At 72.1% G+C, this 18,928-nt stretch carries 19 protein-coding genes and 1 pseudogene; 7 read left to right on the top strand and 13 right to left on the bottom strand.

Annotated features, from left to right (window positions below):
- Nucleotides 1-38 precede the first annotated feature (38 nt).
- The 10 genes from CLT71_RS02365 to CLT71_RS02320 are packed head-to-tail and all read right to left on the bottom strand — an operon-like array spanning nucleotide 39 to nucleotide 10,785.
- Nucleotides 39-1,076: a Gfo/Idh/MocA family protein gene (locus CLT71_RS02365; RefSeq protein ID WP_101365635.1), complete on the bottom strand. Its 1,038-nt coding sequence runs from the start codon at nucleotides 1,074-1,076 to the stop codon at nucleotides 39-41.
- Nucleotides 1,073-2,341, bottom strand: a complete 1,269-nt coding sequence (locus tag CLT71_RS02360; protein WP_101365634.1) for a pyridoxal-phosphate dependent enzyme — start codon at nucleotides 2,339-2,341, stop codon at nucleotides 1,073-1,075. Before CLT71_RS02360 ends, CLT71_RS02365 begins: the two co-directional genes overlap by 4 nt.
- Entirely contained in the window at nucleotides 2,338-3,216 is an 879-nt protein-coding gene (locus CLT71_RS02355) for an IclR family transcriptional regulator (protein WP_101365633.1), read from the bottom strand. The genes CLT71_RS02360 and CLT71_RS02355 overlap by 4 nt, the downstream gene beginning before the upstream one ends.
- Entirely contained in the window at nucleotides 3,213-4,400 is a 1,188-nt protein-coding gene (locus CLT71_RS02350) for a M20 family metallopeptidase (RefSeq protein ID WP_101365632.1), read from the bottom strand. Before CLT71_RS02350 ends, CLT71_RS02355 begins: the two co-directional genes overlap by 4 nt.
- The gene (locus CLT71_RS02345; RefSeq protein ID WP_158242153.1) at nucleotides 4,397-5,914 is read right to left on the bottom strand and encodes an FGGY family carbohydrate kinase; all 1,518 of its coding nucleotides are present in this window, start codon (nucleotides 5,912-5,914) and stop codon (nucleotides 4,397-4,399) included. Before CLT71_RS02345 ends, CLT71_RS02350 begins: the two co-directional genes overlap by 4 nt.
- Nucleotides 5,911-6,852, bottom strand: coding sequence for a sugar phosphate isomerase/epimerase family protein (locus CLT71_RS02340; RefSeq protein WP_101365630.1), 942 nt, complete (start codon nucleotides 6,850-6,852; stop codon nucleotides 5,911-5,913). The genes CLT71_RS02345 and CLT71_RS02340 overlap by 4 nt, the downstream gene beginning before the upstream one ends.
- Before the next feature lie 33 nt (nucleotides 6,853-6,885).
- The gene (locus CLT71_RS02335; RefSeq protein ID WP_158242152.1) at nucleotides 6,886-7,650 is read right to left on the bottom strand and encodes an SIS domain-containing protein; all 765 of its coding nucleotides are present in this window, start codon (nucleotides 7,648-7,650) and stop codon (nucleotides 6,886-6,888) included.
- Between the two features lie 8 nt (nucleotides 7,651-7,658).
- Entirely contained in the window at nucleotides 7,659-8,507 is an 849-nt protein-coding gene (locus tag CLT71_RS02330) for a carbohydrate ABC transporter permease (RefSeq protein WP_143743339.1), read from the bottom strand.
- On the bottom strand, nucleotides 8,504-9,466 hold the full coding sequence (locus tag CLT71_RS02325) for a carbohydrate ABC transporter permease (protein ID WP_101365627.1): 963 nt from the start codon (nucleotides 9,464-9,466) through the stop codon (nucleotides 8,504-8,506). The genes CLT71_RS02330 and CLT71_RS02325 overlap by 4 nt, the downstream gene beginning before the upstream one ends.
- Nucleotides 9,463-10,785, bottom strand: a complete 1,323-nt coding sequence (locus CLT71_RS02320; protein WP_101365626.1) for an ABC transporter substrate-binding protein — start codon at nucleotides 10,783-10,785, stop codon at nucleotides 9,463-9,465. The genes CLT71_RS02325 and CLT71_RS02320 overlap by 4 nt, the downstream gene beginning before the upstream one ends.
- A gap of 228 nt (nucleotides 10,786-11,013) precedes the next feature.
- Here CLT71_RS02320 and CLT71_RS02315 point away from each other — a divergent pair, with 228 nt between their 5' ends.
- The 6 genes from CLT71_RS02315 (at nucleotide 11,014) to CLT71_RS02290 (ending at nucleotide 16,185) form a co-directional block, all read left to right on the top strand.
- Complete coding sequence (locus CLT71_RS02315) at nucleotides 11,014-11,739, top strand: GntR family transcriptional regulator (RefSeq protein WP_101365625.1); 726 nt, start codon at nucleotides 11,014-11,016, stop codon at nucleotides 11,737-11,739.
- Complete coding sequence (locus tag CLT71_RS02310) at nucleotides 11,736-12,131, top strand: Rid family hydrolase (RefSeq protein WP_101365624.1); 396 nt, start codon at nucleotides 11,736-11,738, stop codon at nucleotides 12,129-12,131. Before CLT71_RS02315 ends, CLT71_RS02310 begins: the two co-directional genes overlap by 4 nt.
- A 4-nt stretch (nucleotides 12,132-12,135) precedes the next feature.
- A complete protein-coding gene (locus tag CLT71_RS02305; protein ID WP_143743338.1) occupies nucleotides 12,136-12,882 on the top strand; it encodes an MBL fold metallo-hydrolase in 747 nt (248 codons plus the stop codon).
- A 63-nt stretch (nucleotides 12,883-12,945) separates the two neighbouring features.
- Nucleotides 12,946-13,338, top strand: a complete 393-nt coding sequence (locus tag CLT71_RS02300; RefSeq protein WP_101365622.1) for a hypothetical protein — start codon at nucleotides 12,946-12,948, stop codon at nucleotides 13,336-13,338.
- Nucleotides 13,338-15,833: a DUF4132 domain-containing protein gene (locus tag CLT71_RS02295; protein ID WP_486482998.1), complete on the top strand. Its 2,496-nt coding sequence runs from the start codon at nucleotides 13,338-13,340 to the stop codon at nucleotides 15,831-15,833. The genes CLT71_RS02300 and CLT71_RS02295 overlap by 1 nt, the downstream gene beginning before the upstream one ends.
- A gap of 40 nt (nucleotides 15,834-15,873) precedes the next feature.
- Nucleotides 15,874-16,185: an NIPSNAP family protein gene (locus CLT71_RS02290; protein WP_101365621.1), complete on the top strand. Its 312-nt coding sequence runs from the start codon at nucleotides 15,874-15,876 to the stop codon at nucleotides 16,183-16,185.
- Between the two features lie 26 nt (nucleotides 16,186-16,211).
- Here the strand turns inward: CLT71_RS02290 and CLT71_RS37330 are convergent, their stop codons facing one another.
- Together CLT71_RS37330 and CLT71_RS02285 are read right to left on the bottom strand one after the other, a co-directional pair.
- Nucleotides 16,212-16,379 (bottom strand): hypothetical protein, encoded by a 168-nt coding sequence (locus tag CLT71_RS37330; RefSeq protein WP_199187482.1) that lies wholly within the window; start codon nucleotides 16,377-16,379, stop codon nucleotides 16,212-16,214.
- Nucleotides 16,380-16,428: 49 nt separating this feature from the next.
- Nucleotides 16,429-17,052: pseudogene (locus CLT71_RS02285) on the bottom strand (M55 family metallopeptidase); the annotation flags it as partial.
- Between the two features lie 114 nt (nucleotides 17,053-17,166).
- On the opposite strand from CLT71_RS02285, the gene CLT71_RS02280 reads away from it, so the two are divergent.
- Nucleotides 17,167-18,162, top strand: coding sequence for a helix-turn-helix domain-containing protein (locus CLT71_RS02280; protein ID WP_101371073.1), 996 nt, complete (start codon nucleotides 17,167-17,169; stop codon nucleotides 18,160-18,162).
- Between the two features lie 256 nt (nucleotides 18,163-18,418).
- On the opposite strand, the gene CLT71_RS02275 is transcribed toward CLT71_RS02280, so the two are convergent.
- Complete coding sequence (locus CLT71_RS02275) at nucleotides 18,419-18,745, bottom strand: hypothetical protein (protein ID WP_101365620.1); 327 nt, start codon at nucleotides 18,743-18,745, stop codon at nucleotides 18,419-18,421.
- Between the last annotated feature and the right edge of the window lie 183 nt (nucleotides 18,746-18,928).

Raw genomic sequence — 18,928 nt, 5'->3', positions numbered from 1 at the left:
CGGCCCACCAGGCCCACCCCTGCCGTCGTTCGGGCAGGTCAGCGCCGCGCGGGGGCCACCGGTTCGCCCGTGCGCAGGGACTCGACGACGGCCTCGGCCACCGCGACACCCCAGCACGCCTCCTCGATCGGCATCACGTCCGGCTCGCGCCGGCCGGTGAAGACCGCGAGGGCGTACCCGACCTCGCGGCGCAACGCCCCACCGACCACGCCGTCCTCCTCCGGCCACAGCGACATGTCCGGCACCTGGACCCCGGCCGGAGTCCACTCCACCAGCGCGTCGCTGACCAGCCGCTGCTTGAGGATGCCCGCCATTCCCAGCACCTCGACCTCGCCGACGATGGCGCCGTCCAGGCTCAACGGGCCGTCGTCCAGGGTGCCGGGTGCGGTCGCCGGCACCAGCCAGGCGGACTCCACCGTCGCGATCACCCCGTTGTCGAACTCCAGCAGGGCGCTGACCACGCTCGGCGCGGCGTCACCGGCGGCGCCGCTGCACATCGACGTCACCCGGCGTACCTGGGTGCCGGCGAACGAGATCGCCAGGTCGATGTCGTGGATGCAGGACTCCCAGACCGGGTGCACCCGGTCACCGAAGCTGAGGAACCAGTCGCGGCTGAAGTCCCGGCGCAGCCGCAGCGCGCACGGGGTGCCGACCGCGCCCCGTTGGATGCCGGCCCGCATCCGGGCCATCGGCGCGGTGAACCGGGAGATGTGCCCGACCACCACCTGCCGCTGGTGCGCGGCGGCGGTGTCGGCGACCCGCCACGCGTCGGCGCTCGACAGGGCCAGCGGCTTCTCGACGAAGACGTGGCTGCCCGCCTCCAGCGCGGTCACCGCCAGTCCGACGTGTGACGCCTCGTCGGAGGCGATCACCACGATGTCCGGACGGACCCGGTCGAGCAGTGCGGCCAGGTCGCTGGCCGTCTCCTCGACGCGGTGCGCCCGGGCCACCTCGGCGAGCCGGTCGGCGTCCGGGTCCACCAAGCCGACGATCCGGGCGCCGGCCTCGGCCCAGACGCGGGCGTGCAGGGCGCCGAACCGGCCCACTCCGGCGATGGCGACTGTCGGTCCGGTCATGGGTTCCTCCCGGGGACGCTTGTGGACGGTTCGGGTGGGTCGGCGAGCAGGCCGAGGGTGGAGGGCTCCTTCGCACCGTGCCCGGTGAGCACGGCAACGGCACGCGACCCCGCCGGCACCCCGGCGCTGTGCAAAGCTGCCGCTGCCCCGGAGCCGTCCGGGACCGCTGCGCCAGGGCTGTCCAGGGCCGCCACCGCAGAGTTTTGCAGGGCCGCCACGGCGGCAGCCGCCGCCGGCTCGACGAACAACCCTCGGCGGGCCAGCGCGCGACCCGCCCCGGCGATCGCCGACTCGTCGACGGCGACGAGGGCGCCGCCACTGTCCCGGACGGCGGCCAGGGTGAGCAGGCCCTCGTCCTCGTAGCCGCGCAGCGCGTCGGCGATCGCGGTCGCGGCGGTCGGGGCCACCGCGAGCGGCTCGCGCAGCGACGACTCCCAGTCCGCCGACCCCCAGGCCCGGACCAGCGGCGCACACGCCTCGGCCTGCACCCCGACCATCCGGGGCAGGCTGGCCGTCAGGCCCGCGTCCCGCAGGTCGGTAAAGCCGAGCCAGATGCCGCGCAGCAGCGGACCGGCCCCGACCGGTACGACCACCACCTCGGGTACGCCGCCGAGATCCTCGACGAGTTCGGCCGCGATCGGCCGGTACGCGTCGGTCAGCAGCGGGTTCCGGTACGTGGTGGTGACGTTGAGCCAGCCCTCCTGCTCGGCGTGGGTCGCGGCGGCGTACGCGTCGCTGTAGTGGCCGTCGACCAACTCCACCTCCGCACCGTGCGCCCGGGCGGTCTGCACCTTCGCCCCCGCGTTCGAGCCGGTGGCGCAGAAGACCCGGCAGCGCAGTCCCGCCGCCGCCGCATAGCTGGCGGCCGAGACGGCGGCGTTGCCGGTGGAGGCGAGGACGAGACCGTCCAGTCCCCGGTCCAGCGCGGCGGAGGCGGCCAGCGCCATCGCCCGGTCCTTGAACGAGAGCGACGGGTTCAGCGACTCGAGTTTCACGTGCGCGTCGAGACCCTTGGCGTGCGCGTCGAGACCGTCGAGTCGCAACGGCAGCAGGGGCGTCGCCGCCTCGCCGAGGGTGACTGCGTGCCCGACCCGGGGCAGCATTCCGGCGTACCGCCACAGGCCGCTCCCGGATCCGGGCCGGCAGGCGGCGGCGGTGACCGGGGCCAGCTCCAGCACCAGCGGGGATCCGCAGGCCGGGCAGCGGTAGGCGGGAAAGTCGGTGCTCCGGTGACACCGGAGACACGAGACGGTGAAGTCCCTCATGGCGCCGCCAGCGGTGCGGACGGCGGCTGTGCCGGTGCCGGGCGCGGCTGCGGGGTCCGGTCGACCGGGTCGGCCTGTCGGTCGGCGGTGTCGCGGGCCGGCGCACCCGGCCAGCCGAGCTGGCCGGAGAGGTCGGCCGCCGCCGCCCGGACCTGCGGGCCGAGCCGGCCGGCGGAGCCGGCGTCGAACCGGGTCGCCGGGGCCGAGATGCTCAGCCCGGCGACGACGTGGCCGGTGTGGTCGAAGACCGGGGCCGCGACGCAGCAGACGCCGAGTTCGCTCTCCTGGATGTCCCGGGCGTAGCCGTCCGCGCGTACCCCGGCCAGCAGCGCCTCGATCTCGGCCCGGTCCGACCGTTCGCCGAAGAGCCGCCGGTGCGCGTCGACCACCTCGTCGACCACGTGTGCCGGGGAGTGCGCGAGGATGGCCCGGCCGATCGCGGTGGTCAGCGCCGGGTTGGTCTGGCCGACCCGGCTGTGCATCCGGACCCGGGACGGGCTGTCGATCTTCTCGATGTAGACGACGTGCACCATGGCGAGTACGCCGAGGTGGCAGGTCTCCCCCGTCAGCGCCGAGAGCGGCCGCATCACCCCCAGCGCCTCCTGCCGCAGGTCGAGCCCGTCCAGATAGGAGCGGGCCAGCGTCATCGTGCCGGCGGCCAGCGCGTACCGGCCGTCTGCCGTCTCCCGGACCAGCGCGGTGCCGCGCAGCACACCGAGCATCCGGTGCAGGGTGGTGGCCGGGATCTCGGTGGCCTTGACGAGTTCGGTGAGCGACGCCCCCGAAGGGCTCTCCGCCAGCGCCAGAAGCACCGCCATCGTCCGCTCGACCGCCCGCAGGCCGTCGGGCTTCCGCTCGTTGTTGACCATCGTCATGCCCTCATCCCGGCGTCGGTCTCCAGCGGGCGCACCGACAGCATCCGCTGCGCCATAGCACAGTAGACCTCGGCAGCGCCCCGCAACTGGTCGACCAGCACCCACTCGGCGAGGGAGTGCGCCTGGGCGATGTCGCCCGGTCCGCAGACCGCCGCCGGGGTGCCGGTGGCGGCGAGCAGTGCGGCATCGGTCCAGAACTGCAACCCGACCGGTTCCGGGTCGGCGGCGACGGCGCAGAGCATCCGCAGGTACGGGTCGTCGGGCGGGCAGTCCAGTGGGGCGTGCACGAAGGTCGACGTACCGGCCATCTCCTCGACCGTCGCGTCCACCCGGGAGTCCGCCCGGTGCAGCTCGGCCACGATCTCGCGCAGCTCGGCGAGCACCTCGTCGTGGCGTTCCGACGGCAGCCAGCGCCTGTCGAGTTGCACGACGCAGCAGGCGGGGACCATCGGCGGGCGGTCGCCACCGGCCACCACCCCGACGTTGACGGTGGCGGGTCCGAGCAGCGTGTGCCGGCGCCGGTCGAGCCGGGGTACCAGCTCCCGCTCGACCGCCGCGATGAACCGGGCCGCGTGGTAGACCGCGTTCACCCCGTCCTGCGGGACGCTGCCGTGGGTGGCGACACCACGGAACGTCGCCTCCGCCCACATCGCACCCTTGTGTGCCCGGCCGACCCGCAGCATCGTCGGCTCGCCCACGATCGCGAAGTCGGCGCGTACGCCGGCCTCGACGAGTGCCCGCATACCGGGGCTGCCGTTCTCCTCCCCGGCCACCCCGGTCAGCAGCAGTTCACCGTCGAAGGTGACGTCCGGGGCGGCGAGCAGTTCGACGACGGCGATCATCGCCGCGAGCGCGCCCTTCATGTCGACGGCGCCCCGGCCCCAGAGCCGACCTTCGGCGACCCTGGGCAGCAGGGCGTCCGGCATGCCGTACGGCGGCACGGTGTCCAGGTGTGCGTTGAGCATCAGGGTCGGGCCGGGCCGGCTGCCGCATACCCGGGCGATCACGTTCGCCCGGCCGTCCTGCACCGGTTGCAGCTCCACCTCGGCGCCGCAGCCGCGCAGCCGGTCGGCGAGGTAGTCGGCGACCCCCCGCTCGTGTCCGGGATGGTCCTGGTGCCCCTCGACCGCGATCAGCCGGGCGGCCTCCGCCAGCACCGCGTCCGGGTCGATCCGCCCGATCATCCGGCACCACCGGCCAGGGCCGGATCGCGGTGCAGTTCGGCGACGGCCGCCGAGGCGGCGGTGTAGCGGTGCCGGGCCCGCCGGTATTCGGCCCGGTGTTCGTCCGGGGCGGTCAGCGGCTCGCTGTCGTCGAGCACCTCGCAGGCGGCGGCGACGTCCGGCCAGATCCCGGCGCCGATCCCGGCCAGCGCGACGGCGCCGCGCGGCGAGGCGTCCTGGCGCAGCCGCCGCACCGGTGCGGCGCAGGCGGCGGCGAACGCCTCGCACCAGACCTGCGAGCGGGTCACCCCGCCGCCGACCCGGATCTCGGTCGCCGCACCGGCGCCGTCGAGGAGTTGCTCGACGGCCGCCGCGCAGGCATACGCGACGCCCTCCAGCACGGCCCGGGCGACGTCGGCGGTTCCGTGTTCCGGTGCGGCGCCGAGCAGCGCGCCCCGGACCGCCGGATCGTGGATCGGGGCGCTGGCGCCGAGCAGGTACGGCAGGAAGGTGAGTCCGCCGGCACCGGGGCGGCTCCCCCGGGCCAGCCGGTCAGCCGTACCGTCCGGCACCTCCGGGGCGCCGCCGCCGAGCAGGTTCCGCTCGGCCCAGCGGATCGCCAGCCCGGCCGCGTACGAGGAGACCATGCCGAGGAAGCCGTCCTCGCCGGCCCGGGCGAAGACGAACCGGTCGACACCGGCCCTCGGCTCGGCCACCGGGGTGACGATCTGGGCGGCGGTGCCGACGTTGACGTAGACCCGGCCGTCGGCGACCGCCCCGGCGCCGAGCGCGGCGCAGGAGACGTCACCGCCGCCGGCCACCACCGGGGTACCGGGGGGCAGCCCGGTCACCTCTGCCGCCTCGGGCCGGACGACTCCGACGATCTCCGCCGAGCCCTGCACCCGGGGCGCCAGCCGCTCGTCGGCCCCGCAGCAGGCCCAGAGCCGGGGCTCCCACCGTCGGCTGACGACGTCGTAGAGCAGGGTGCCGGCCGCGTCGGTGGGGTCGGTGCCCCAGTCGCCGGTGAGGTGGTGCCGCAGCACGTCCTTTGGCTGGACCAGCCGGACGGCCCGGCGTACCGCCTCGGGTTCGTGCCGGACCAGCCAGGCCAGCTTCGGGGCGCTGAACGCCTCGACCACCGGGTTGCCGGTCAACTCGCCGAAGAGGTCGCCGCGCTCGCGCAGCGCCCGTACCTCGGCGACGGCCCGCCGGTCCGCCCAGGTCATCGCCGGCCGGACCGGCCGGTCCCGGTCGTCGAAGAGCGCCACCGCGTGCATGTGGCCGCTCAACCCGACCCCGGCCACCGCGCCCGGGTCGAGGTCGGCGAGCGCCTCCCGGACAGCACCGGAGGCCGCCCGCCACCAGTCGTCCGGGTCCTGCTCGTGCCGGCCGGGTCGGCCGGTGTCCGACGGGTAGTCCCGGTAGGACCGGGCCGCCGTCGCGCCGGTCGCGGCGTCGACCACCACCGCCTTCACCCCGGTGGTACCGAGGTCGATGCCGACCAGCAGGGCGTTGCCCGGTACGGCGCCGGTCAACGGCTGCGCCGGGGGACGAAGCCGAACTCCATCAGGTATTCCAGGGACTCCTCCGCGACCCGGTCGAAGTCGGCGAGTCCCACCCCGGCCGGTTCGCCGACGCCGATGTTGCCGCCGACCTGCCAGCCCTCCCACTCGACGCTCACGTACCCGTCGAAGTTGATCTCCGCGAGCGCCTCGTACGTCTCCCGGAAGTCGACGAGCCCGCCGCCGAACCAGATGTGGTTGCAGTGCACGATCGTCGGCAGCCCGACCTCGTCCTTGATCTGCACGATGTCGATGTACGGGCCGAGCCGCTTGATCGCCTGCTTGACGTTCATGAACGGCTTCACGGCGACGTAGAAGGCGCCGGTGTCCATAGTCATCCGCAGGTTGCTCGCACCGACCTCGTCGAACATCCGCTCGATCAGCTCGACCCGGTTGAGGATGGTGCCCTGCAACAGCTCGATGCTGACGTTGAGGCCGAGCGTCGAGGCGTGCGCGGCCACCTCGGTGATCGCCTCCCGGCACTGCCGCCAGGCGTCCTTGCGACTGAGCAGCACGTTGAGCGGCGGGTCGTAGTAGCCGTCGCCGATCAGCGTGCAGACCGACTTCGCGCCGAGTACGGCCGCCGCGTCGAGCGCCTTCTTGAACGACTCGATGCCGCGCTCCCGGTCGAACTCCCGGGGGCTGACGAACGTGGTGTGGTGGCCGAGGTAGCCGATGTCGATGCCGACCCGTTCCGCCGTGGCGCGGACGTCCCGCAACTGCTGGTCGTACTCGGCCTTCGGCGCCTCCAGCAGCTTGGCGAAGATGAAGTCGACGCCGTCGTAGCCGTACTTCGCGGTCTGCTCCACGCACCAGGTCGCCGGCTTGTCCCCCCAGGAGTTCCAGGCCGGGCCGGCAGCCTCCAGTCGGCCCCAGGGCATGTTCGGCCAGACCTCAAAACTGATCTTCACCGGATGTCTTCCCTTCCTCGGATGTGCGACGGGCTACAGGTGTGGGACGAGGTCGGAGATCCGCCGCGTCGCCTCGGTGTTGTGCTCGGCGGCGCCGGGCATGTTCGCGCTCATGAACACCTCAGGTGTCTCGCCGCGCCGGATCTGGATGCCGAGTGCCTCGACGATGATCGCGTCGAGCAGGGCGAGACCGACCACACTCGACGACGGCCCGGCGGACGGCAGCCCGGGGCCCAGCTCGACGAGCGCGTCGCCGGGCGGGCAGTGGTTGTCGACGACCACGTCGGCGATGTCGTGCAGTCGTGGACCGGGCCGGGAGATCGCCGAGGCGTACCGCCGGGAGGTGATCGCGATCAGCGGCACGCCGCGCGCCTTGGCGGCTTGGGCGACCTCGACCGGCAGCGGGTTCGCGCCCGAGTTGGAGGCGACCAGCAGGACGTCGCGGTCGCCGTCGAGCCGGTACCCCGCCAGCACCGCTTCGGCGTGGCCGGCCTCCCGTTCCAGCACGGTGCTGCGTACCGCGCCCTCGTGCAGCATGTGCGCCGGCCGCAGGATCGGGCAGACCCGCACCGCACCGCCGGCCCGGTAGAACGCCTCCTCGCCGAAGATGTGCGAGTGGCCGCTGCCGAAGACGTAGAAGAGGCCCTTGGCGGCGAACGACCGGGCGACGAGTTCCGCCGCCCGCCGCACCGCCGGCAGCTCCTCGGTCAGGGCGCGGCCGAGGACCTCCTGCACCCGGGCCGCGTACCCGGCGGCGGTCACGTCCCGGGCCGACGAGGCCACGCGGTCGGCGGGCACCGCGCCGCTCACTTGACCGCTCCCGCGGTGAGGCCGCCGACGAAGTACCGGCCGGCGAAGAGGAACGGAACGATGGCGGGAATGACCGTGCAGACCGTACCGGCCATCAGCAGCCCCCAGTTCACTGTGTACTGGCCCATGATCGCGCTGAGCCCGATGGGCAGGGTCTTGAGCTGGTCGCTGACGATGAGCTGCGAGGCGAACACGAACTCGGTCCAGGAGAAGACGAAGGAGTAGACGGCGACCGTGGAGATGCCCGGGGCGAGCAGCGGCAGGACGATCCGCAGCATCATCCGGACCGGGCCGGCCCCGTCGACGGCGGCGGCCTCGTCGATGTCCCGGGGGATCGCGAAGAAGAAGCCGCGCAGCAGCCAGGTGCAGAACGGTGCGGTGAAGGCGACGTTCACGATCACCAGCGCGTTCCTGGTGTCGATCAGCTGCACCGAGGCGAACGCCTGGTAGAGCGGCACCAGCAGCAGTGTCCCCGGAATCATGTACGCCACCAGGATCGCGCCGGCCACCTTGTTGCCGCCCGGAATGCGCAACCGGTACAGCCCGTACGCCGCCGCGAACGACACCAGCACGGTGAAGAAGGCGGTGGACAACGCGATCACGAAGCTGTTGGTGAGATAGCTCGGGTAGTCCGTCGCGGTGAAGAGCTGCCGGAAGTTGTCCAGGGTCGGGTTCGCCGGGAACAGCGTCGGCGACGTCCGCAGGATCTCCTCACGGTCCTTGAACGCCGAGATCGTGATCCAGTAGAGCGGGCCGAGCACGATGGCGGTGAGCACGGTCCAGGTGACCAGGCGCGGCAGCCGCGCCCAGGAAAGCCGGGACATCACGGGCGGCCGGGTTGTCACGAGTCCTCCTTCGGCTTCGCGACACGGATGTAGAAGAACGCGAGGGCGGCCAGCAGGATGATGGTGATCATGCTGACGGCGGCGGCGTCGCTCGCCTGGAACTGGTTGAACGCCTTGTTGTAGATGAAGACCGGGGCCGTCGTGGACGCGTCGGCGGGTCCGCCCTTGGTGACCAGGTAGATCGAGTCGACGATGTTGAACGACCAGAGCGACCCGACCAGGCCGAGCGCGAAGAGCACCGGCTGGAGCAGCGGAAAGGTGATCCGCCAGAACGTACGCCAGGCGTCGGCGCCGTCCACCCGGGCGGCCTCGTAGATCTCGGGGGGAATGGTCCGCAGCGCGCCGAAGATGACGACCGCGCCGAGCGGGAACCAGTGCCAGCTGTTCATCAGGATCAGCGCTGGCATCGCCAGGGCACTGTTCCCGAACGGGCTGCCCAGCCCGTCGATGCCGATCGCGGCGGCGAGCTTCGGCACGATGCCGTAGTTGCTGTTGCTGAGCCACTGCCAGATGACCGCGACCGCGACCGTGGGGATCACCCAGGGGATCAGCACCCAGGTCCGGGAGGCCCGCGCCCAGCGACCCGAGTGGCCGATCAGCAGCGCGGTGCCGAAGGCGATGAGGGTCTGCACCAGGAGGTTGCCGAACAGCCAGATCCCGGAGCGGCCGATCGAGGCCCAGAACGCGCCGTCGGAGAGCGCCTCGGTGTAGTTGTCGAGGCCGACGAAGTTCGAGCTGCTGCCGACGACACCCTGGTCCTGGAGGCTGAGCAGCACGGTGTTCACCAGCGGGTACCCGATCACGCCGAGCATCACCAGCACCAGAGGCGCGACGAGGCCGTACCCGAGCAGGTGCGTGTGCCAGGGCCGGCGACGGCGGGCGGCCGCTCCCGGCCGCCCGGCCGCCCGGGTACCGGGGATGATCTCCCCGGTACCCGGTACCGCGTTGCGGCTGCTCACTTGGCAACCGCCGTACGCATCTGCTCGTCACCCCACTTGGCCGCCGCCTCCGGCGACTCGCCGCTGCTGTACATCCGCTGCACGACCTGGGCCAGGATGTTCTGTCCCGAGATCTTGCCGACGGAGTCGACGTACTGCCCGTCGACGAAGCCGAACAGCGCGCCGGTCTTCGACTGCTCGAGCATGGCGTCGACACAGCCCTGGTACTTCTTGATGACCTCGTTGCTGGTCCAGGACTCGGCGGTGGCGCCGTCGGCGGTGAGCGGCAGGAACAGGCCCGGCTCGGAGTTGAGCAGGGTGCCGTAGTTCTCCGGCTGGAGGACGAACTTCAGGAACGCCTCCGCTCCGGCGGCCTTGGCGTCGTCGTCGGACATCACCATGGCGGCGTTGGAGTAGTAGATGCTGCCCGGCTTGCCGCCGTCCGCCACCGGGATCGGGGCGCAGCCCAGGTCGCTCGCCGGACGGCCGGACTCGGCCTCGAACGGGGCGAGGTACTGCCCCTTCTCGATCGCCATCGCCGCCGCGCCGCTGTTGAACGCCGCCTGCGGCTCGCCCCAGGAGTAGTTGCCGCTGTCCGAGGGCGACTGCTTGAGCAGGTCCCGGTAGAGGGTGAGGGCCCGGACGGTCTCCGGGGTGTTGAAGTTGATCTCACCGTTGGGGGTGAAGAAGTTCCCGGCCCCGCCGGTCAGCATCAGGCTGTAGAGCACCTGGTCGGTGGCGAGGTTCTTGCCGGCCGGCAGCGCGATCCCCTTCTGGTCGCCCTGGGTGAGCTTCTGGGCGGCCTCCAGCAGCTCGGTGGCGGTCTTCGGCGGCTCGTTGATGCCGGCCTTGGCGAGCAGGTCCTTGCGGTACCAGAGCATCTGCACCATGCCGAAGAGCGGGACGGCCCAGTACTCGTTGTCGTCGCGGTACGGCGCCTTCGCCGCCTCGCCGAAGGTGTGCGTCTTGTCGAGCTCCTCCACCAGCGAGGTCACCGGCCGAACCGAGCCGAGCGGGCGGACGTAGGTGGTGAAGTCGGGGATGGTGAAGAGAATGTCGGGCTGCGTCTTGGACTGCACCGCGCCCGAGATCTTGGTGTAGATCTGGTTCCAGTCCTGGACCTGCGCCTGGACCTTGTATTCGGGGTTCGTCGCGTTGTAGCTGTCGATCAGCTTCTGGAACCCCTCGACCCGGTTCGGTGGCTGCTCCATGTGCCACAGGGTCAGCATCTTGTCGTCGTCACCGGCTGGCCCACTCGAGCCGCCGCACGCGGCGACCGAGAGGCCGACCACCGCGGCCACCGCCACAGCGGTGAGCCGCTTGGCCTTCCCGTACCTCATGAGCTGGTGCTCCTCTCACGGCCTTCAGGTTTCCCGCGAGCTTCGAGATCGTCACGACTTCCCGTGCGGCTGACGACGAGGCTGCGGACTAGACGGACCGAGCGGTGTTGGAATAATGTTCCGGACCATACCGACGCGGTCTAGACCAGTCAAGGGTGAAGGAGCAACCGGTCTGGACCGGACCTGGCCGGGTACGGCCGCCAGCCGGAGATACGGGATGCTCACCTCATGTCAACGCCGAAACACGTCGCGATCACGAACGCGCTCCGCGAGCAGTGCCGGAACCTGCCGGTCGGGTCCCGGCTGCCCTCGGAGAAGGATCTCGCCGTGCGCTTCGAGGTCAGCCGGATGACGGTCCGGCAGGCGCTCGACGCATTGGCCACCGACGGACGGGTGGAACGCGTCCCCGGCCTCGGCACGTTCGTCCGCCGGCCCACCGTGGCGATGGGCCCGAACCTCTCCTCCTTCACCGAGGACATGCGGTCCCGGGGGTTGCGGCCGAGCAGCCGACTCGTGGCGATCGAGGAGGTCGCCGCCTCCCCCGAGGTCGCCGTCGATCTCGGGGTCGAGGTCGACAGCCCGGTCATCCGGCTGGAGCGGCTGCGCTTCGCCGACGACGAGCCCATGTGCCTGGAGGACGCCCACCTGCCGGCCCGGTTCCAGCGCATCCTGGAGGGCGCCGAACTGGAGGGGTCGCTGCACGAGGTGCTGGCGAACGCGGGCGTGGTGGTCGCGGCAGCCCGCCGACGGGTACGCGCGGTCCCCGCTCCGTCCCGCGACGCGCAACTGCTCGGCCTGCCGGAACACGCCCCCGCGCTGGAGATCGTCGATGTCTTCTACGACACCAACCGCCGCCCGGCCCAGCGTTCCCGTTCCCGCTACCGCCACGACCGCTACGAGGTCATGTCCGACCTGCACCGCCCCAGCAACGAACCGAGGGAGACCCACAAGTGACCTGGACCGCCCATACCAGCCCTGACCTCCCCAAACCGGCCGGACCGTACAGTCACGTCATCGACGCGGGGACGCTGGTCTGGACGGCCGGCTTCGGGCCGCAGGACCCGGCCACCGGGCTGCTCCCGGAGGGGATCACCGCGCAGACCGAGCAGGTGCTCGACAACGTCGAGGGCGCGCTGCGCACCGTCGGGCTCGGCCTGGGCGACGTCGTGAAGGCCACCGTGCACCTGCAACACCTCGACCGCGACTTCGCCGCATACAACGAGGTGTACGCCCGCCGCTTCCAGCCGCCCTACCCGGTACGGACCACCGTCGGCAGCACGCTCGCCGGGATCCTGATCGAGGTCGACGTGGTGGCCGTACGCCGTGACCCGGGGCAGGCGGGCTGAGCCGATGGGTGCCGTCCCCCTGGTCGACTCCGTCTGGCTGGTCGGCAGCGGCAGTAACCCCGACGCGCTGACCGACCCGCACGACTGCCACTGCTACCTGATCTGGGACGGCGTGGGCGGCGTACTCGTCGACACCGGGACCGGCCTGGGGGCGCGGGCGTGGCTGGCCGCGGTCGCCGAGGTCTGCGACCCGGCCGCGCTGACCGGCGCGGTCGTGACGCACTACCACGCCGACCACGCCGGTGGGGCCGCCGCCGCTGCGGCCGCCGGGCTGCCCCTGCTGGCCAGCGCCGAAACCGCGGCGGCCCTGGCCACCGCCGACGAGTCACGCACCTCGTTGGCGGTGGCCCGCTCGGCCGGGGTCTACCCGACCGACTACCGGCTCGCACCGGCCGCTGTGCACCGGGTGCTGGCCGACGGCGACACCGTCGAGGCGGGCGACCTCGACATCCGGATCGTCGCCGCACCCGGCCACTGCGACGGCCACCTCGTGGTGATGCTGCGTCGCGCCGGCCGCACCATCCTGTTCAGCGGCGACTGCCTCTTCGCCGGCGGGCGGGTGAGCATGCAGGCGATCCACGACTGCCGGCTCGACAGGTACGCCGAGACGGTGATCGCACTCGCCGCGCATCCGGTCGACGTGCTGCTGCCCGGTCACGGCGAACCGGTGCTGGCCGACGCCCGGGTGGAGATCGCCCGGGCGGCCGAGTCCTTCCGCCGGCTCGTCCCGCCGCCGAACGTGCTCTCCTGACCGTTCCCCGCCGAGGCTCCACAGCGGACGGCCTGTCGGTGGGCTCCCCTAAACTGCGTCGCCATGGCGATGGTGAGTTTCGTCGACGAGACGACCGCGGGCGAGCGCAGCACCGCATGGCACCTGGAGATCTTCGAGGAGCGCCTGCCGCTGCGGGAGGTGATCCGCCGCCGGGTCTTCCAGGAGGTCGCCGAGCACAACGCGAAGGGCGGCGACGTCTTCCGCGGGTTGGTGCAGCCGACCGACACCGAGCGCACGCTCAACGGCTTCAAGCTGCGGCAGCCGCGCCGGATCGACCCGGGCGAGCAGGCCGACCTTGCCCTGGAGGCGTTCTCCCGCAACGGTTTCATCGTCCTGGTCGACGACCGGCAGGTCGACGAGCTGGAGGCGGTGGTGGAGCTGGCCCGGGGGACGCGGATCACCTTCCTCAAGCTCGTACCGCTGGTCGGTGGCTGATGCCGACACCGCTGCTCCGTCCCGAATTCGGCGAACGGATGGCGGAGCTGGCCCGGCGCGGTGACGTCGAGGGCCTCGCCGACGAGACGATGGCCTACACCGCCGGCTACACCGGCCACTGGGGTCCGGAGAGCCGGCACGTGACCGACGCGCTCGGACTCGTCACCGCCGAACGCAGGCCCGACCTGCTGATGGCGATCCTCGACCGCGGCTGCCTGGTCACCGGGGCCGAGCAGCGCCGGGTCACGAACGAGTTGTTGAAGATCCTGGTCAAGCCCTACACCAGGATCGACAGCCCCGACTCGGCCGCCGTCGCGCTCGCCTTCGCCGCCCGGCACACCAGCTACTTCGGCGCGCAGCAGCTGTGGATGATGGCCGCCCTCCTGCGCGAAGCCGGCCGGCCGCTGGCACCGGAGGTCGTCGCCATGATGCGCCGGACCGTCGCGTACGGCTACTGGGGCGCGGCCGACCAGCTCAAGCCGTTCCTGGACACGCTCGACGCACCCCCGCTCAACCCGGGTGAGGCGTGGGCCGACCGCGCGCTCGCCGACCTCGCGTCGCTCGGCCCGGAACAGGCCGGTCGCTGGCACGCGCTGTTCCGGCACGCGGCGACCGCGACCAGCGCCAAACCGAGCCAGAAGTGGGAGGCGACCGGGCGCGGACTCCTCGACGGGTTGACCGAGCCCGGTGACCTGCTGCGGAGCTGGCTCTCGCTGGTCGGCCAGCCCCGCACGCTCCGGCTCAACCGTGGCCAGTGGGAGCACGACGTCAACGAGGCGTTCGACCAGTTCAACGCCACGCCGCTGCGCGGACTGGTCTGGTTGGTCTCCTTCCTGCCCGCCGAGCCCGAGACCGCGCGGCTGCTCGGCGCGCTCGTCGAGACGTCACTGCGCAAGGCCGCCGGGCTCGGCCCACGCAGCCCGAAGATCGCCAACGCGGCGGTGCACGCGCTGTCGCGGATCCCGACCGAGGAGGCGCTCGCCCAGATCGCCCGGCTCGCCGCCCGGGTCACCTACAAGGGCACGCTCAAGGAGCTGAACGCGGCGCTCGACGCCCGGGCCACCGCGCTGGGCCTGAGCCGGGACGAGGTCGAGGAACTCGCCGTGCCGACGTACGGGCTGACCGAGGTGGGCAGCCGGGTCGAACACTTCGGTGACGCCTCGGCGACCCTGGACGCCACCTCCGGGGCGGTCACCGTCACCTGGCGCAACGGCGCCGGAAAGGTCGTCAAGTCGGTACCGGCCTCGGTGCGATCCGCCCACCCGGAGGAACTCGCCGACTTCAGGGCCGCCGTCAAGGACATCGAGAAGATGCTCTCCGCCCAGGCGGAACGCCTCGACCGGCAACTCCTCGCCCAGCGGGTCTGGCCATTCGACGCCTGGCGCGCCCGCTACCTCGACCACCCCCTGGTCGGCACGCTGGCCCGCCGGCTGATCTGGCTCGTCGACGACGTGCCCTGCGGCTACGCCGACGGCGCGCTGCGCACCCACGAGGGGAAGGAGATCGTGGCCGGCGAGACGGTCCGGCTGTGGCACCCGATCGGTCGCGAGGTGACCGAGGTGCTCGCCTGGCGCGCCTGGCTGGAGGCCCACCGCATCACCCAGCCGTTCAAGCAGGCACACCGCGAGGTCTACCTGCTGACCGCCGCCGAGGAGAACACCCGGGTCTACTCCAACCGGTACGCCGCACACGTGCTGCGCCAGCACCAGTTCCACGCCCTGGCCGCCGTCCGGGGCTGGCGCAACAAGCTGCGGATGATGGTCGACGACATGTACGAGCCGGCCACCCGCGAGCTGCCACAGTGGGGGCTGCGTGCGGAGTTCTGGATCGAGGGCATCGGTGACGAGTGGGAGGTCGACACCACCGATTCGGGGGCGTACCTGCGGATCGCCACCGACCAGGTCCGGTTCTATCCGATCACCGCACCGGAGCACTACGCGCACGCCGGTGGTGGCGGCTACGAGCAGTGGGTGTCGCATGAGGCCCAACCGACCGAACCGCTGCCGCTGGCCGAGGTCCCGCCGCTGGTGCTCAGCGAGATTCTCCGCGACGTCGACCTCTTCGTCGGGGTCGCAAGCGTCGGCAACGACCCGAGCTGGCAGGACGGCGGTCCCGGCGGGCGGTTCCGGGAATACTGGGCGTCCTACAGCTTCGGCGAGCTCAGCGGCACCGCCCAGACCCGCCGGGAGATGCTCGAACGCCTCGTCCCCCGGCTGGCCATCGCACAGCGGGCGAAGGTCGAGGGCCGGTTCCTCGTGGTCCGGGGCGACCTCCGCACCTACAAGATCCACCTCGGCTCGGGCAACATCCTGATGAGCCCGAACGACCAATATCTCTGCATCGTGCCGAAGCAGACGGTCGGCACCGGCACCGGCGACGTCTTCCTGCCGTTCGAGGGAGACCGGGTGCTCGCCGTCATCCTCAGCAAGGCGCTCATGCTGGCGAAGGACACCCAGATCACCGACCCCACCATCACCACCCAACTCCGGCGCTGACGGCCAGCCGCGGATAGGCGTCGACCCGTACGGTGGAGCGGTGATCACCTGCGTCGTGCACTACACAATCGACCCAGCGCAGATCGAGGCGTTCGAGCGCTTCGCCCGCGCCTGGATGCGGCTCGTGAACAGGCACGGGGGCGTGCACCACGGCTACTTCCTGCCCGCCGAGGGAGCCAGCGACCGGGCCGAGGCGCTGTTCAGCTTCGAGAGCCTGGCCGCCTACGAGCGGTACCGGGCGCTGTTCGGGGTCGATCCGGAGTTCGTGGCGGCGGACCGGATCCGCGACGAATCGGGGTGCGTCCTGCGCTACGAGCGCACCTTCATGCGTCCACTCCTGCCGACCGACTGAGCACCGCCCCGGCGGGATCCGAGCTGTCAGCCGGGCTTGATCTGCGCGAGCTGCACCAGCAGTTGGACCAGCCGGTACGCCTCCACCACGTTCTGCCCCGTGAAGACGAGGGTGCGGGCACCGGGCGCCCGGGTGACGCCGGGCACCAGGGTGGCCAGGTCGACGGAGTACGGGCCGTACAGGTCGAGCTCCACCCGTACCGGCGTGGGGGTCGAGGTGAGGCGGACCCCCCCCGCGTCTCCGGACCGCCTCGGCGGCACCTCGGCGGATCCGCTCCCGGGCCTCCTCGGGATGCAGTGTCTCCGCCGCCGCCTGGCCGAGTGCCCGCTTGACCTCGACTGTCACCGCCTCCGGCACCAGCTCCCGGAGTTCCGCGCAGGCCGCGTCGTCCCCGCTCAGCAGCACCACCGGTACGCCGTAGTGGCCGGCCACGGCGGCATTGAGCCCGATCTCGCCCACCGACCGCCCGTCAAGCCGCACGTCGAGGACGGCGTCGCTGATGGTGTGCGCCAGTACCGCCGGCCCCGCACCGGCACGGGCGTGGTATCCGACGAAGAGCAGCGCGTCCGCCCCGGCTTCGAGGCCGGCCACCATGCCCAGCGGGCGCGGCTTGCCGCGGATCAGCCGGGCCCGCCGGTCGAGTTCCTCGGGCAGCAGGTTGCGAAACGGGCCGTGCGAGTCCGCGACGCAGACCTCGGCGTCGGGCTCGGCGTCCAGCACACCGGCGACCGCCGCATTCACCTCGGCCGTCATCAGCGCGCGTCCGCGTTCGTAGTCGTAGCCGCCCGGGTTCGTCTCGGTGGGATGCACCACTCCGGAGACACCCTCCAGATCAGCGGATATCAACACTTTCAGCCGGTTCGCCATCACACCACCGTAGTCAGTTGTGATCGACCACCACGACGTCCCCGTGCCACGACGACCACCGACCGGCCGCGGCTTCGTAGAGTCTTCCCAGTACACGGGGGATGGGAGATGGGCATGTTCGACGACACCGGGCTGCTGCGATCGCATGAGGAACGGGCGTACCGGCTGCTGTTGCGGCTCTCCACGGCCCGGCCCGCCGACCTCGCCAGGTTGGCCGACGTACCGTTGGGCGAGGCCGCCGCGGCGTTGGATGGCTTGCGTAACAAGGGATTGGCCATGGCCCGGCCCGGCCCGGATCCCGTGTTCGAGCCGCTGCCGCCGGATGTCGCGCTCGGCAACACGCTGCTGCGCTGGCAGGAGTCGCTGGAGAGCGCCCGCCAGGCGGTGGCCGCGCTGACCGAGGAGTACCGGAGCAGCGCCCGGCGCCGCAACGCCGACCACCTGGTCGAGGTGGTGGTCGGTACGGCCGCGTTGCGCGACCGGCTGCGGGACCTCCAGGAATCGGCCCGGGAGGAGATCCTCTGGTTCTGCCGGGCCAATCCGCTGGCCATGTCCGGCGCGGAGAACGCCGAGGAGTCCGGGGCGCTGGCCCGTGGCGTGCGCTACCGGGCGATCTACGAGCGAGCCCTGCTCGAGGCACCCGGTGAACTGGAGAGCATCGCGGAGAGTGTGCGCGCCGGTGAGGAGGCCCGTACCCTGCCGACGTTGCCGGTCCGGATCGCCATCGCCGACCGGGCGACCGCGATCTGCCCGCTGGTGCCGGACGACGAGCGCGACGTCGGGGAGCCGACCGCCGCGCTGATCCGGCGCAGTGAGTTGCTGGACGCGCTGCTGGCGCTCTTCGAGAGCCACTGGGACCGGGCGACACCGATCCGCTGGGACGCCGACCAGGGTGGACTCGTCGACGACGCACCCGACGACGCGCTGGACGACGGCGAGCGGTTCCTGCTGTCGCTCTTCGTGGCCGGTTTCCCGGACAAGTCGATCGCGTCGCAGCTCGGGGTCAGCCGCCGGACGGTGCAGCGCCGGCTGGAGCGGCTGATGGCGCTGGCCGGAGTGGACACCCGCACCGGGCTGGCCTTCCAGGCCGCTCGCCGGGGCTGGCTCTGACCAGCGGTCGTCACCCTCGGCCGGCGGTGACCGCCGGCCGAGGGGGTGACGACCTGCGTCGGGGCGGGACGGCGGCACCTCCGTCCCGCCCCGTCCCCGTTGCGCGCAGGCCGTACGCCCGGATCACGGTCTGGGTGACCGGGTTGCCGGAGCGGTCGACGAACTCGGGTACCCGCAGCGCGAGAGTGTCCCCGGTGCGGATGGAGGCCGGTTCCGGTATCCCGCGCGGCGAGGCCGGGCGGGATACCGGGGCGACTCAGGTCTTCTCGGCCCTACGGGCACGGCAGCTGGTGGACCGCTCGGTCATCCCGGTCAGCAGGGCGCCGAGGTCGTTGCACGGCCACCCGTGGCTCACCCGGTGCTGCCAGACCGGGCCGGTGGTCACCCACTCCTCCCGCTCCCTGGGTGTGGCCACGAACCGGGACGTGTCGTTCCATGCACAGGTCTGCCAGGGGCGCCATCCGAACCGCTGCTCCTTTGCCAAGGGGAATCCGCCGTCGTCGGCGTCCCAAGTGGTGATCCGTGTCGAGTTGGCCGGGGTAACCCGGTAGACGATCCGGTCCGGGATCCGGTTCCGTTCCACGCGCTGTCCGTCGTGGCGGTGGGGCTGGCGAGGGTCAGGGCCGGCGTCGCCCGGCCACGCCGTGCCCGCGCGACGAGTCGCTGGCCGTCGTCGTTCGTCACCGTCAGCATCGGAATCAGCGGGCTCCTTCGACCTCCACGAAGACGCCGTCAACGGCGACAGTCGGAGTCTGTGGCCGAAGCG

The organism is Plantactinospora sp. CNZ320 (genome assembly GCF_002846275.1).
The sequence above is the reverse complement of the archived record's forward strand: the minus strand, read 5'-3'. Positions and strand labels throughout refer to the sequence as shown.

Bases quoted from the DNA above. Each gene is read 5' to 3' on its own strand.
- CLT71_RS02295 (WP_486482998.1), top strand. From the start codon at position 13,338: ATGCCGACACCGCTGCTCCGTCCCGAATTCGGCGAACGGATGGCGGAG.
- CLT71_RS02315 (WP_101365625.1), top strand. From the start codon at position 11,014: ATGTCAACGCCGAAACACGTCGCGATCACGAACGCGCTCCGCGAGCAG.
- CLT71_RS02280 (WP_101371073.1), top strand. From the start codon at position 17,167: ATGTTCGACGACACCGGGCTGCTGCGATCGCATGAGGAACGGGCGTAC.
- CLT71_RS02360 (WP_101365634.1), bottom strand. From the start codon at position 2,341: ATGAGGGACTTCACCGTCTCGTGTCTCCGGTGTCACCGGAGCACCGAC.
- CLT71_RS02300 (WP_101365622.1), top strand. From the start codon at position 12,946: ATGGCGATGGTGAGTTTCGTCGACGAGACGACCGCGGGCGAGCGCAGC.
- CLT71_RS02320 (WP_101365626.1), bottom strand. From the start codon at position 10,785: ATGAGGTACGGGAAGGCCAAGCGGCTCACCGCTGTGGCGGTGGCCGCG.
- CLT71_RS02355 (WP_101365633.1), bottom strand. From the start codon at position 3,216: ATGACGATGGTCAACAACGAGCGGAAGCCCGACGGCCTGCGGGCGGTC.
- CLT71_RS02350 (WP_101365632.1), bottom strand. From the start codon at position 4,400: ATGATCGGGCGGATCGACCCGGACGCGGTGCTGGCGGAGGCCGCCCGG.
- CLT71_RS02305 (WP_143743338.1), top strand. From the start codon at position 12,136: ATGGGTGCCGTCCCCCTGGTCGACTCCGTCTGGCTGGTCGGCAGCGGC.
- CLT71_RS02365 (WP_101365635.1), bottom strand. From the start codon at position 1,076: ATGACCGGACCGACAGTCGCCATCGCCGGAGTGGGCCGGTTCGGCGCC.